The sequence below is a fragment of the Siminovitchia acidinfaciens genome, from assembly GCF_003605385.1.
GTDB classification, from domain to species: domain Bacteria; phylum Bacillota; class Bacilli; order Bacillales; family Bacillaceae_C; genus Siminovitchia; species Siminovitchia acidinfaciens.
On sequence record NZ_QYTV02000001.1, the window covers coordinates 685102 to 699081 of the forward strand.

Sequence of the window (13980 nt, forward strand, 5' to 3'; positions counted from 1 at the left end):
GGCTGGCTTCCCTTAATTGTTTCGACAAATCCGGAGAGTGACAGGCACGAAAAGGCGGGCATTCGCCCGCCGCCTTTCTTCTTATATATTAATCTTCAATACTTTCCCCATTTTGCTTAACTCAGCCTCAACGTATTCTTTGCTATAGTCATAGCCGATTAATGCAATGACTTGGCCTGACTGGTCCATGACTGGAGCGAGGCAGGATTTCCACTCACCAAATACATCTCTATATACAGGGGTGACTTCGACTCTTCCTTTCATAGCGTTACGGGCCACTTTGGCGAATTCGGCACCAACTTCGTATAGATCTCCCGGTTGCATTACAAAATCTTTATCGCCTGCTATTGTTCTGAGAGTTTCATTGTCAATTACTTCAAAGATAAAAGCCCATTTCATTCCCCCTTCCTGCTTGATAACCATCGTCAGTTGTTTTTGTATTTTTAGGAAAATTGGATTTTTTACTGATGGGTTTTTCCTTAGCTCCATGACTTCGTCTGTTTCTATTATAGCAGCCGTTGCGATAGCTACGGAGCGCAGCCGGTTATTTAATTGTTCCTCAAGAATCTTTCTTTTTTCAGAAAGGGGAATATTTTGTTTTGAGAGATTATTAAGTATTCTCTTGTACTTCCTGCTCATAGTAGGCTGGCTGACATTCAGCGCTTTGGCCGCAAGCTTAAGTGATTTATATTTTTCCATAGCCATCGTGATCAGCTGTTCCTCGACAAGGTTAACTGCATCTTGGAGCGGCATGAGATGATCAAACACTGGAGGTGTTTTAACAGTCTCCTGAGCAATCGGTACATACTCTTGAACGGCGGACGCATCTACTGTAGGTTTCGTACACGTAACGACTATTCTTTCAATTGTATTTTCGAGTTGTCTGACATTTCCAGGCCATTCATATATGGACATGTGGTCAATGGCATCTTGCTCAATTTGAACCGAGCGGTCATACAGATTGTTATATTTATGCAAAAAGAAGTTAATAAGGTATGGTAACTCTTCGAACCTTTCTCTTAATGGTGGAATTTCAATGGGGATGACATTTAATCTATAGTAAAGGTCCTCTCTAAATTGCCCTTTTTCAACCAAAGTCTTAATATTTTTGTTGGTCGCCGCAATAATTTGGATATCCAATTTGATTGATTTGGAACTGCCCAAAGGTGTAATTTCTCTCTCTTGAAGAACCCGCAGCAGCTTCACTTGAAGGTTAAGCGGCATTTCCCCTATCTCATCCAAAAAAAGCACGCCGTTATTTGCAAGTTCAAATTTGCCGGGTACGCCTTCTTTTTTTGCCCCGCTAAAGGCTCCATCCACATAACCGAACAATTCACTTTCTAACAAATTATCGGGTATTGCCCCGCAGTTGACTGGAATAAACGGCTGGTTTTTTCGTGGTCCCAAATCATGGATGGCCCGGGCTATTACCTCTTTGCCAACACCGGATTCTCCTAATAAGAGAACAGAAGAAGAGACTTTAGCGACCATTTCAACTGTACTTAAAACTTTCATCATGCTTTGACTTTTCATAACGAAAAGTCTGGAGGTCTCTTTCTTTGAAATGCTTGGAAAGTCAATCTTTTCATCCGTGTTGCTTTCCATTAAAACGCTATCATTTCTTGAAATAACTTTAAAACCCCATGTAATGTACTCTTGATCTACCGTTTTAATATCCGGATAACAAGTAACCAAAACCCTTTTGTTGTTCCAAGAAGTTTTGATGATCGATCTCTTATATTCATTATTGAAATCCTCTAGTGGTAATTCTTCATGAAAGAGCTGTTTTTCAATTTCAAATAAATTCATGCCGATTAAATTACGCCTATCACCCCACAACCTTTTTATTTTCCCAAAGTTCTCCTTAATCTTCCCATGAATGTCTGTGATGATGATTTCGTCGTAGATTTTTAGAAGGGTAGACTGTAAAGCGTTTACAAAAGATTTGTTTGTTTGTAAGGATAGACTCTTAATTTTAATCACTCCCACCTTTTCTAAAAGAATAATGATTTCAATTTTAAATGAAAATTTCATAAATGCAACTGGAATTTTGTCGAAACGCGGAAATGTAAGGGCTTCCAGTTTGGCATGCTACTTGCAATATAGGTATTCACAATAAATTATTGGGGGAATTTAAATGAAAAGGGAAAGCATGATTGAAAAGAATATGAAGTCATCGGATGAGTTTGTTAGGAACTTGTTCACTGATCTTCATGGGAGAATTCAAGATTATGAGAGGGAGGAATCGAATGTAAAAAAAATGTCGAAGTTAGACGCTGCACCGGAGCTCGTCATAGTAGGGGGTTTTACCGTTTTTTTGTTCGCTGTTATATTTTAAAAACTATTTACGCTTAGTTTTATGGAGGCGTTTTCTCACGTAGTACAGGCAGCAAGATATTGCCACCAGAAAATAACTATAAAAATTGGAGGATAAAATGAGTAAAGATAATAGATCTGCTATTTCAGATGATGTGGCATTTGGTTTTCTGCCTGCACAAAAAAAAGACCGCGTGTTTGGATTTTGGGATTTGATTCTTATTCAGGTAGGGATCGGTATTTCTTGTATCTGTATACTGACAGGCAGTAGTGCCGGTATGCTTGTCAACGCAAAAGATGCGTTGGCAACGGTATTATTTGGGAATGCCATACCGTTCTTTTTAATTTCTCCCATTATACTTCTTTTTGCCAGGTATGGAGTCGATACGTTTTTAGGATTCCGTAGTGCGTTAGGGTATTTGGGATCTAATATTTTCTACTTTATTTTCATGTTTCTTACAATTGGCTACATGGCTATCGCATTTTTCATGGCGGGAGAGGCTTTGGTCAAGATAGCTTCCGTAATGGGATTACCAGGCTTCTTCTCAAACAGTGCTACTGGAGCTCCATTCTTTGCGATCATGATCTTTGCCATTGTGTTTCTCATAACATTCCAAGGACCCCTGGTCATGCGGAAATTTAACCTGATCGGTGTGCCGGCCATTTTGCTTGTTGTCGTAGGGTTGTTCATCACGTTGATATTTGGAATAGGTATCACGAAAATTTTCGGTTTAACTCCAGCAGAAGCATACCCGGGGGATCATGCCCGTTCGTTTGTAACAGCTTTGGAGATTAATGTTGGTCTTGGATTTTCCTGGCTTCCATACTTGGGACAGTACGCCCGTCTTGCTAAAAATGAAAAAACAGCTTTTAGAGCAGGATTTTTCAGCTATGGTGTCATCGTCAACGTTGCGGTTCTTCTCGGAGCCCTTGCTGCAATTGTCGTTGCATCGGTAGACCCAACGGATTGGATGTTTGCGATATTAGGTTCATGGGCCGGAACGATTGGGCTTGCATTACTTACAATCGGAAATATCACTGCCGGGACATTCTTGATGTATTCACAGGCGATCAGCTTTAAAACTGTTTTCCCGAAAAGATCATGGAAACTTGCCATGGCAACAGCCATCCCGACTATATTATTGCTGCTGAGTGCATCTTTTTACCAAGCGTTCGCATCCTTTATTACAGTCATTGCTTATATCATGTCTATTTTCGGAGGAATCGTCATTGCTGACTTTTTCTTTGTGAAAAAACAGAAGGTTTCTATTAAAGACTTATATGATACGAATGGAAATTATTATTACTGGCGTGGAATAAACCCTTCTGCAATTGTCAGCTTTATTATTGGTACCATCGTTTATTGGAGTTTATATAATCCGGTGTTGGATGCACCAAGCGGCTTGTTCTATTATATATCCGCTGCTATTCCGGCCTACTTTGCGGCAGGGATCACCTACTATCTGTCAGCTAAATTCATTTTTTCCTATGCTGTTGATCGAGTGGCCGATGAAGACCCAATGGCTGGTAACAGAAAAAGTGCTGTTTAATTATAAAATTTCGGAATTTCGTTTTTGAATGGAAATTTAAGAAATGAAATTCAAATGCCAAAAGTAAAAAACCTAAAAGTTGATTGCATCGGGTTTGAACCCGATTTGAATGTTGGCACAGTATTTGCAAATGTAATAAGTGTAAGTGATAAGTTAGTCATCCTTTCAAATACTGTCTGCTACATGTGATCAACTGGAAGGAGGGATATATTGGCTATTTTAGTTGTTGGATTAAACCACAACAGTGCCCCTTTGCAAATAAGGGAGCAGCTTCACTTTAGCGAGGAAGAGAAAAAACTTCTCGAAATAAAATTGACCTCGAGCTTCAGTATTTTAGAATGCATCGTGCTCAGCACATGTAACAGAACAGAAATCTATGCTGTTACAGACAGTCCGTACCTAGCAGAAGGAATTATAAAAAATCATCTCCTACAAAAGGCGGCTAAGCATTCAAAGACTGCTGCCAAAAGCCTGTATGTAAAAGTGAACGATGGAGCTGTCACCCATTTGTTTAACGTTGTATGCGGCCTGGATTCGCTAGTGGTTGGGGAAACTCAAATTTTAGGGCAAGTGAAGGAAGCTTTTTTCCAGAGTCAAAAGGACGGTTGCACCGGGACATTGTTTAATCGGCTTTTTAAGCAGGCTATTACAATCGGTAAAAGAGCTCACACCATTACCGGTATTAGCAAGCAGGCAGTTTCAGTCAGCTATGCGGCTATTCAGCTCCTAAAACAACATATTACCCGCTTAAATCAAAAGCAAACCTTGATTATTGGAGCGGGAGAGATGAGCAAATTAGCTGCCAAGCATTTACAGTCGGAAGGATGCACCAAGCTGATTTTTGCAAACCGTACATTTGACAGGGTTCAAGAATTGGCTGGCCTATTCGATGGAAGTGCCTGCCCATTAGAAGACTCTTTTGGACTAATGGAAAAAGTCGATATCGTCATCTGTTCTGTAAGTAAAAGGGATTATTTGCTTCAGTCAGCAGGCATACATGACTTAATTGCAAAAAGAAAGCGTCCTCTTTATCTGATCGACCTGGGTGTGCCTAGGAATGTTGATCCTAAGATTGCCGGCTTTGAAAACGTTCACTTATATGATATCGATCATTTAAATGGAGTGATTGAATCTAACAGCCGACGGAGATTGGAAGAATCGCATAAGATCAAAGTCATGATTAAAGAGGAATTGACTGATTTTAAACACTGGAAAAAAACACTTCCAGTTACTGCACTTATACGGGAATTGCAAGAAAACGCTTCCCGGATTGAGAGGGAAGCAATGAGGAATATCGAAAATAAGCTTCCGGATTTAACCGATCGTGATAAGCAGATCATTCATAAGTTTACAAAAATGATTTCCAATCAATTGATCCGTCAACCTATTATTTCAATGAAAGAAATAGCTTCCGATGAAGTTGACCAGGCCAAAAAAGATGAATATTTGGCATTGGCTTCACGATTATTGGGACTCGAAAGTGAGATTGCATTGGATCCTGATGGGGACCATGAACGAATAAATGAAATGTTCAAAGAGACTGGAAGTTAAAAGGGAGGAAAAGCAAATGTTTAAATCTATGTATAAATCTACGAATCTGGATATGTTTACATTTCCATTTGTAAATTTCAAAGACAAAACGTACCGTTATTCCAATGACCTGGTGGCGCTGCCCGAAGATAAGGTGAACTTTATGAAAATCACTCCGGAATACGAGGCGCAAATCAAAAGAAAACGGATCTTGTTGGATCAACAGCCGGATGTCCGCTACCAATCATTTCCTCACACGATGGAAATGCAATGGGAATTTGTTGAATTAATTATTGGTTTAGCAGTAGATAAATACCCTGAGCACTTTAGCATTGAAATAGATGGGGATCAATGGACTTTTACCAACCACATTCTCGGAGAAACTGAAAAATTCACATTTGGGGATGAATCCAGTCTTTCACTTGAGCCATACGACATGATCGGCCGCCATTTCCATCATGATTATATGTTGATGGTTCATCGAGATGACAACTTCTATCTTGAAGTGGCACAGGAATCTGTTGCAGCCCTGTTCTCGCCAAACTGGAATCTTGGAATGAGCTTTAATGAAATCCATGCGCCTGTACCATTTAAAAATCGGGAAGGTGTACATCTGGCCGATAGGGTAAGGAAGTTTTTATTGACAATTGAACCAGGAGCACCAAAAACAAGGGTCAATTGGAACCTGATGGCGGGCCGCTGGGATGTAAACTATGAAACGATGGACGAATGGGGACCTCATAGACATCAAGTGACACCTGAAAACGCCGGCAAGTTGGTTCACCTCCGAGTAGAGGAGCAATGGTTCATTCGCATGCCACGAAGCAACGCAGTTTTGTTTGTCCTTGATACAATGTTCCTGCCGTTGGAAGACCTTGTAAAAAGACCTGATTGGCTGGAAATCACTTACTACAATCTCGCTGATATTCCGGAAGATATGGCGGAATATAAAGGTATGGCACCATTTTTGCCTCAATCAGTCGAGTACTTGAAAAACTTGATCGAGAGTATGAAAGTAGCACAATAAAACCAACTAGAAAGGGAGGAGCACTATGAGTACTAGTAATGTATATAGCAGCCCTGTATTTTATGACAATTCCGAAACGATAAAAGAAGAGCTTACACTTCATAGTACAAGAAAAAAACATCTGATTATTTATGATCAAAAGGCTGTTGATGACATCAACCAAGCAATTGACAATCGTTCTGAGGAAGAACTTGAAACAATGGAAATACAAGGTTCTATTAATCTTCAAGATTTGCGAGTTCTCCTTTACAGTCAAAAAATGGGCACTCAATTGTATATAGCAGCTGAGTGGGCTAATGCTGTGACCGTTTTTGACGAAGCTGTAGAAGCAGGTTTTACAGAAGATGAAATTCAAGTGATTATATACGGAGAAACTAAACGGTATGTGTATTGTATGAAATGCTACCACACTAGCGAAACGACGTACGATGATGAAGTTCAATGCCCGAAATGTAGTGCTCATATGGATGTAGGGCCGTTTTTCTCAAAAGTGCGTAAAGGATATATCGGATATCCATTTAATCCAATCTATCGAGAAGTAGGACAGGCGTAGAGGTTTATCGAAATTCATTTAACCCAACTTGGAGAATCATAAGAAAGGACTGATACAAAATGTTGAGAGTATATGGAAACCTTGACATGGTTGTAGAAAAGATAGAACAAGTAACTGACAATGTAAAACGATTCTATCTATACCCAGCAGACCGGAAATTACTGCCTGCTTTTACTGGCGGTGCGCATATTACCACATACGTAGACACCGGAAGTGAGATCATCGATCGGGACTATTCCCTTGTGAGCCATCCGACTGAGCGTACTCATTATTCCATTTCGATCAATCGTGATGAGAATTCAAGAGGCGGGTCTGTCTACTGGCACGACCATGTAAAAGAAGGAGACAAGGTTAAGATAAGCCATCCCAAAAACCATTTTGCCTTAGGATTCCATGCTAAGCACCATGTGTTTTATGCTGCAGGAATCGGGATTACTCCATTCTTAACAATGATGGCTGACCTTGAAGCTCAAGGTAAAACATTCGAGCTTCATTACGCTGCAAGAACAAAAGAACAATGCGCCTTTTACGATTATTTGAATGAAAAATATCCTGGAAAATGTACGTTCTACTTCTCCAGAAGTGAGAAGCCGAACCGACTGACTCCTGAGACGATGAAGGAACATAGAATCGGAAGCCATGTTTACTTCTGTGGGCCTGTTTCCATGGTGACTGAGTATAGGGATGCAGCTTTATCCTATGGCTATCCGACACAATCCATCCATTTTGAAATTTTCAATAATGATACTGGACCTAAGAATCCATTTGTTGTCGAAGTGGATGGCAAGGAAATTCAAGTAACGGAAGAGGAGACGCTGCTAGAAGCACTGTTGGCAGCAGGCGTAGACGCACCATATTCTTGCAGAGGCGGCGGATGCGGCCAATGTGAGGTAGATGTTGTTTCGGGTGATGTGGATCACCGCGATATCTTCTTCAGCGATGAAGAAAGAGCTGAAAGAAATAGTATTTTGACTTGTTGCTCAAGAGCCAAGGAAGAAAAATTAGTTATCAAAATATAAAATAAGGAGTGGTTAGCAATGACAGTAAAAGCAGATGTTATTGAATTAAATAATTATATCAATGGTGAGTGGAGAGGTATTTCTGGCACAGATAGAAATGAAGTCATCAACCCTGCGAACCAGGAAGTGATTGCGGTAGCCCCAAGAGCGACTAAAGAAGAGACAGAAGAAGCGATCGCAGTGGCAAAAGCAGCTTTTGAAAGCGGAGTTTGGTCTGAGTTGACTGCTCATGAGCGCAGCGAAGTTTTGCATAAAATTGCAGACAAAATTGATGAGAAAGCAGAAGAGCTTGTAGAGCTGGAAGTAATGGATAACGGAAAAATAAAGGCTGAGGCAGAATTTGATATCGCTGATGCTGCTGCTTGCTTCCGTTACTATGCAGGATTAATCCTCGCTCCAGAAGGTGAAACTTTCCAGGCTCCAGAAAATGTACAGCCCATGATTGTCAAAGAGCCAGTTGGTGTAACCGGTCTGATTGTCCCTTGGAACTTCCCTCTATTGATGAGTGTATGGAAAGTTGCCCCAGCTTTGGCTGCAGGAAATACAATCGTATACAAGCCGGCAGAAGCAACACCAATCACAGCTATGAGATTGGTTGAGATCATTGAAGAAGTCGGTGTGCCAAAAGGGGTTGTCAACCTTGTCATGGGAAGAGGGTCCGTTGTCGGTCAGACAATTGCAGAAAGCAAAGACGTCGATCTTGTTTCCTTCACTGGCAGTACCGAAGTCGGCCAGGAAATCATGAAAGCAGCTGCAGGAAACTTGAAGAAAATTTCTCTTGAGCTTGGCGGGAAATCACCAAACATCATTTTTGCCGATGCGGATTTTGAGACTGCAATTGACCATGCTCTAATGGGAATCTACTTTGGTTCAGGACAAGTTTGTTCAGCGGGAAGCCGTGTTTTAGTGGAAGAGAGCATTTACGATAAGTTCGTAGAAACCTTCGTCGAACGAGCAAAATTGATCAAAGTTGGTCCTGGCCTAGATGAGAATTCTCAAATGGGTGCAATCAACAGCGAAAGCCAAATGAATACAATCCTGAAATATATTGAAATTGGTAAAGAGGAAGGGGCTACGCTGGCAACTGGCGGTCGCCGTTTGACTGAAAATGGGTTGGATAAAGGATTCTTCATTGAGCCGACTGTATTCACAGATGTAACTTCCGATATGAGAATTGTTCAGGAAGAAATCTTTGGACCGGTTGTCACTATTCAAAAGTTCAAAGATGAAGAGGAAGCAATTCAACTTGCAAATGATACAGATTTTGGCCTTGCTGGTGGTGTATTCTCTAACGATGGAGCAAAAGCGCTTCGTGTCATCAAAAAGGTCCGCGCTGGAATTACATGGGTAAACACATTCGGCCCAACATATAATGAAGCGCCATGGGGCGGTTACAAAATGAGTGGAATTGGCCGCAGCCTTGGAACTTACGGTTTGGATGATTTCCAAGAAATCAAGCAAATCAGTATCAACCTTGATGTACAGCCTTCAGGTTGGTTTCCAAACAAATAAGTGATTGATAAAGAGAAGTGAGATCCTCACTTCTCTTTTCAAAATCGTACCATCGTAAGGAAAGGAGAGAATAAATGGAAAGTCAAAGAGTTACAGATCAGGTGGAAAAATATTCAGTACCCTTTCCATTTACCTCCAAAATGAAGGGTGCGGGCGTAAGCCCGTTAACGATAAATGTTAAAGATGCAATGACAGGGCTGTTAGGTGGTTTTTTGACCATTTCTGTTTTGGCTATATTAACAGGTGCCACTTCAACAGAGTGGTTGATGGCTCCATTTGGAGCGAGTTGTGTTTTGGCATTTGGTGTCTGGAACGCACCGTTATCGCAGCCCAGGAATATTATTGGCGGACATCTGATTTCAACTTTTGTCGGCTTGGCCGTGTATCATACGCTGGGAAACGAGTCTTGGGCAATCGGTTTAGCTGTCGGCCTGGCTATAGCTGCATTGATGCTGACAAAGACAACGCACCCTCCGGCAGGGGCCAACCCGCTTGTTGTAATGATGGGAGATTATGATTGGAGCTTTTTGTTCTCGCCTGTATTAATTGGTTCCGTAATCGTCGTTGTTTTTGCATTAGTAATAAATAATTTGCGAAGTGACAGGGACTACCCGACATTTTGGATATGAATAACATTAGAAGGGACTGCTTCAAAAGTGAATGTGTTTCCTTCTATTTTTTTGATGGCAAAAAACAAAAAACAGGCGAGCACACTCACTCACCTGTTCACCATTACCTGGATTTCTTTGTTCCCAAGGCTTTAAATTGATCCATCAGTTTGTTGCGGGATTTTTCATTTCTCATTAAATAAGCGGCTCCAAGCGCTAGGCCTGTCAACATAGCTTTGTTTTTGTTCATGTAATGTCACTCCCTTTGCGTTGTATGTTTCTTTTTCCCGGGTCCGTCCGGAAATAAACAGGTTATTTTTAGGAGTGATCTGCTTATATATTTACTTCCTTTTTAAATAAAGGGCCATCGTAAACGAACGTATGATATTCTCCTGATTCACCCATCGGACAGACATCTTCTTTGCTTATATCCTTTAAAAAGCTTTCATCTAACTGGCGTCCTACCCAGCTTGCCGGCAGTACATCTTCCCTGACTTTGATGATCTCCGCTTTATATCCGGTTTCGATAAACTTTCTTAAGGATTCCGTCATTTGTGATTGCTCTGCCCACAAGGGATAGAGGGCTTCTAATTTTGCTGCATCCGCCAATTTTTGTCCCCATTCCCTATGCCCATCCAAATACATATCGCCAAATGCAATGGCATCAAGCTTATATTTGGTTTTCAACCGCATCAATTCTTTCAGGAAATCATCAGTGTATGTATCATATGTGCAGTGAATAAATTCCATTGGGATTCGGAGTGAATCTGCCTGAGCTTCAATTTTTTTCATGTCCTCGTTATGAGCAAATGTTTTACCTGTTTCCTCGGGTACTGTCGTAACGAGGCAAACAACATCCGACCCCTTATGGGTCAGTTCGTGAAGGGCCATGCAGCTGTCTTTACCTCCGCTCCACGATAGGGCTATACGATTCATAACTTAACCTCCCAGCCTATTCATCGTATCTATATTATAAAACAGAATTAAAGATAGAAAGACAAAAGTCGAACATTTCCTGGGAAATGAATGCGGAAATTGACGAAACCGGACTTAAATCTGTCCGGCTTTCGAATTCTCTATTACCAGAAAAGTGGGAAGGAAAGCCAAATCCGAATCCCCATGGTCTAAAGAAGGGACTTCTCCATCCCTCACCCCACGGCCCTCCGAAAGAAAACCTTTCATCTGCTGGTAGCATTCCCATGAAAGGATATCCGTGCTGACTCGATTGATAATAATGATTCAACTCAGGTCCTCCTCATCTTTTTTTATTAAAATGTTCAACTTATCCAATGCGCTTGACCCAAAAAAGGGCATTGGAATGAGGGCTGGAGAAGCAAAATAGGCATTTCTTATAGATTTCGGGAGATTCATTATAAAGAAATTCAATTATAATCCGATATTACTTATAAGTATTTAATTTTTTACCGAAGGAGAGAAAGAGGATGATTGGATCGATCGGAGGAAGGCTTCCAGTTGAAGGTGCTGCGATGCCTATACGCTCTGCAATCGGCATCGGAGAGTCAAACCGGGAGTCAAGTACATCGAAAGAACGATCATACGAGCTTTCGGAAAAAGATGCGACGGCGTTGCTTGAAAGAGCGGTAGCATTTGCAAACAGTCAAATGAAAACGTCCAAGCAATATTTAAAATTCGAATATCATGACCAATTGAATAAATATTACGTAAAAGTCGTGAACGAGGAGACGGAAGAAGTGGTGAGGGAGATCCCGCCTAAGAAGCTTCTCGACATGTTTGCGGCAATGGCGGATGCCATGGGAATCCTTATAGATAAGAAGATATAGGAAATAAAAGGAAGTGGAATGATATATGCGGATCGGCGGCTTGGCAAGCGGTATGGACATTGACTCGATCGTCAAAGATATGATGAAGGTCAAAAGGATGCCTCTTGATAAAATGAAACAACAGAAACAGATTATTGAATGGAAACGTGACGACTACCGAAGCATAAACACGATGCTCCTAGGCTTCCGAGATCGGTTGGCACAGCTAAAACTAACCAGCAATTATAGGGCGAGAATGGTGACTTCCACAGACGAGGCGAAAGTTTCCGCAACTGTGACGAGTGGTGCATCGCAGGCTTCGTATTCGATTTCGAAGGTGGAGCAGTTGGCGACGGCGGCGACTAGGATAGGTGGAAAGATTGAGGGAATTGATTCGGCAATAAGTTTAAAGGATCAGGAAAATCTGGGGATTGAATGGAAAAAAGGTGTTATTGAAACAAGAACTTTTTCTGGGGAAGGATCAGCAGTCAATTTTGACGCAGGCGGAAAATATGTGGCTGACTCACTCAGTGTCAAAGTTAATGGAACATCCTACGAGGTTGTTGCAAGTCAAGCTGATCTAAACACCGGGAATTCGGAAGACAACAAGGTTTGGTATGATGTAGGTACAGGTGAATTGAAGTTTAATAAAGATCTGGCAAAGGGAAGTTCAATAAGAGTTGATTATGCAGTTAGTGAAAAAGCGACCACTCACAAAATCGAAGAAAAGCAAAATATGATTCGACTGGGAAAAAGTTCAATTGCTGAGCTTTCGGTTTCTGTAGATGGCAAAACTTATACGATGGAGACGCCGGACGTAAACGGCTTCGCAGCATTAACTCATACTGATGCTGAAAATAATAAAACAGTATTTGGGAAAGTGAATGTTGCTACTGGTGATATTATGTTCGAACTTCCGAATATGGAAGGTAAAGATTTAGATGTTACATTTAAACAAAACTATACGGATTTTACTATCGAATCATATACATCTAAAGGAAAAGTAACCGAACATATCTTTGTAACTGGAAATGAATCTTTGAACAACGTCATCCGTAAAGTAAACGAATCGACTGCTGGTGTAACCATGTTTTTTGACGAACATACAAGTAAATTAACGATGACTCGAAAAGAAACAGGTAAGTTCAATAATACGGGTGATGATATTAATATTTCCGGTGCTTTTAATACGATATTAAAGTTCGACGGTGCAGAAAATAGCGGCCAGAATGCAAAATTCACCATCAATGGTCTCGAAACAGAACGCACGTCTAATACCTTCTCCATGAACGGGGTCTCTTTTACATTAAAGCAGGTTTTTACTGACGGCACCCCAATCTCAGTCAACGTCTCCAACGACTCAGAAGGTGTCTTGAAAACAGTCAAGGACTTTGTCGGTCAATATAACACCTTGATAGATGACATCAATAAAAAGCTGACGGAAGAACGCAATCGAAAATATCTGCCACTTACCGATGATGAGCGGGAAGAGCTTTCCGATAAACAACAGGAAAAATGGGAAGAGCTTGCTAAGAGCGGGCTTCTCAAAGGTGATCCCATGTTATCAGGTGTTCTGTCACAAATGCGCTTGGATATGTCCAGCTCCGTTGAAACAAATAGTCTGTTCAAGCAGCTGGCTGCTATCGGCATTACGACGACAGCTAATTATTTGGACGGCGGGAAATTGGAGATTAACGAGACAAAGCTGAAAGAAGCGATTGAACAGGATCCGGAAGCCGTTGAGAATTTGTTCCGAGGTACGGGAACTACAGATGCAGATCGTGGAGTCGTCCACAAGCTTTATGATTCCGTGAATCAGTCAATCTCAAAGATTCAGGATCGAGCCGGTCGAGCGACCTCAACGAACCAGCAGTTTGCCTTGGGAAGGGAATTAATTTCTGTTGATAAAAATATCGATAGCTTTGAAACAAGGCTGAAAATGCAGGAAGACCGCCTGTGGCGGCAATTCACCGCTATGGAAAAGGCTATCCAGCGTGCGAATAATCAAGCGGTCTATCTCATGCAGCAATTTGGCGGCGGAATGTACTAATTTTAATCAAATGATTTTTCTAGAGGAGTGGAAA

At 41.2% G+C, this 13980-nt stretch carries 13 protein-coding genes; 10 read left to right on the top strand and 3 right to left on the bottom strand.

The features are described from left to right. Positions 1-81 precede the first annotated feature (81 nt). A complete protein-coding gene (locus D4T97_RS03140; RefSeq protein WP_126047543.1) occupies positions 82-2034 on the bottom strand; it encodes a sigma-54 interaction domain-containing protein in 1953 nt (650 codons plus the stop codon). 103 nt (positions 2035-2137) lie between these two features. On the opposite strand from D4T97_RS03140, the gene D4T97_RS03145 reads away from it, so the two are divergent. The 8 genes from D4T97_RS03145 to D4T97_RS03180 all read left to right on the top strand — a co-directional run bounded on the left by D4T97_RS03145 (position 2138) and on the right by D4T97_RS03180 (position 10136). Then, the gene (locus D4T97_RS03145; protein ID WP_126047545.1) at positions 2138-2338 is read left to right on the top strand and encodes a hypothetical protein; all 201 of its coding nucleotides are present in this window, start codon (positions 2138-2140) and stop codon (positions 2336-2338) included. Between the two features lie 97 nt (positions 2339-2435). Continuing rightward, positions 2436-3866, top strand: coding sequence for a purine-cytosine permease family protein (locus D4T97_RS03150; RefSeq protein ID WP_126047547.1), 1431 nt, complete (start codon positions 2436-2438; stop codon positions 3864-3866). Positions 3867-4076: 210 nt separating this feature from the next. Next, positions 4077-5417 (top strand): glutamyl-tRNA reductase, encoded by a 1341-nt coding sequence (gene hemA / locus D4T97_RS03155; protein WP_164525450.1) that lies wholly within the window; start codon positions 4077-4079, stop codon positions 5415-5417. Between the two features lie 16 nt (positions 5418-5433). Then, a complete protein-coding gene (locus D4T97_RS03160; RefSeq protein WP_164525451.1) occupies positions 5434-6423 on the top strand; it encodes a heme-dependent oxidative N-demethylase family protein in 990 nt (329 codons plus the stop codon). Between the two features lie 25 nt (positions 6424-6448). Then, positions 6449-6976 (top strand): dimethylamine monooxygenase subunit DmmA family protein, encoded by a 528-nt coding sequence (locus tag D4T97_RS03165; RefSeq protein WP_126047553.1) that lies wholly within the window; start codon positions 6449-6451, stop codon positions 6974-6976. 59 nt (positions 6977-7035) lie between these two features. Beyond that, positions 7036-7995 (top strand): PDR/VanB family oxidoreductase, encoded by a 960-nt coding sequence (locus D4T97_RS03170; protein WP_235872133.1) that lies wholly within the window; start codon positions 7036-7038, stop codon positions 7993-7995. 18 nt (positions 7996-8013) lie between these two features. After that, on the top strand, positions 8014-9507 hold the full coding sequence (locus tag D4T97_RS03175) for an aldehyde dehydrogenase family protein (protein WP_126047555.1): 1494 nt from the start codon (positions 8014-8016) through the stop codon (positions 9505-9507). A gap of 74 nt (positions 9508-9581) precedes the next feature. Further along, on the top strand, positions 9582-10136 hold the full coding sequence (locus D4T97_RS03180) for an HPP family protein (RefSeq protein ID WP_126047557.1): 555 nt from the start codon (positions 9582-9584) through the stop codon (positions 10134-10136). A gap of 103 nt (positions 10137-10239) precedes the next feature. On the opposite strand, the gene D4T97_RS20875 is transcribed toward D4T97_RS03180, so the two are convergent. Beyond that, complete coding sequence (locus tag D4T97_RS20875) at positions 10240-10365, bottom strand: hypothetical protein (RefSeq protein ID WP_268920389.1); 126 nt, start codon at positions 10363-10365, stop codon at positions 10240-10242. 83 nt (positions 10366-10448) lie between these two features. After that, on the bottom strand, positions 10449-11051 hold the full coding sequence (locus D4T97_RS03185) for a Dph6-related ATP pyrophosphatase (protein ID WP_126047559.1): 603 nt from the start codon (positions 11049-11051) through the stop codon (positions 10449-10451). A gap of 506 nt (positions 11052-11557) precedes the next feature. Here D4T97_RS03185 and flaG point away from each other — a divergent pair. Together flaG and fliD are read left to right on the top strand one after the other, a co-directional pair. Then, a complete protein-coding gene (flaG, locus tag D4T97_RS03190; RefSeq protein ID WP_126047561.1) occupies positions 11558-11917 on the top strand; it encodes a flagellar protein FlaG in 360 nt (119 codons plus the stop codon). A gap of 25 nt (positions 11918-11942) precedes the next feature. Beyond that, positions 11943-13946 carry a flagellar filament capping protein FliD gene (fliD, locus tag D4T97_RS03195; RefSeq protein ID WP_126047564.1) on the top strand — a complete coding sequence of 668 codons (2004 nt, stop codon included), beginning with the start codon at positions 11943-11945 and terminating at the stop codon, positions 13944-13946. Positions 13947-13980 lie beyond the last annotated feature (34 nt).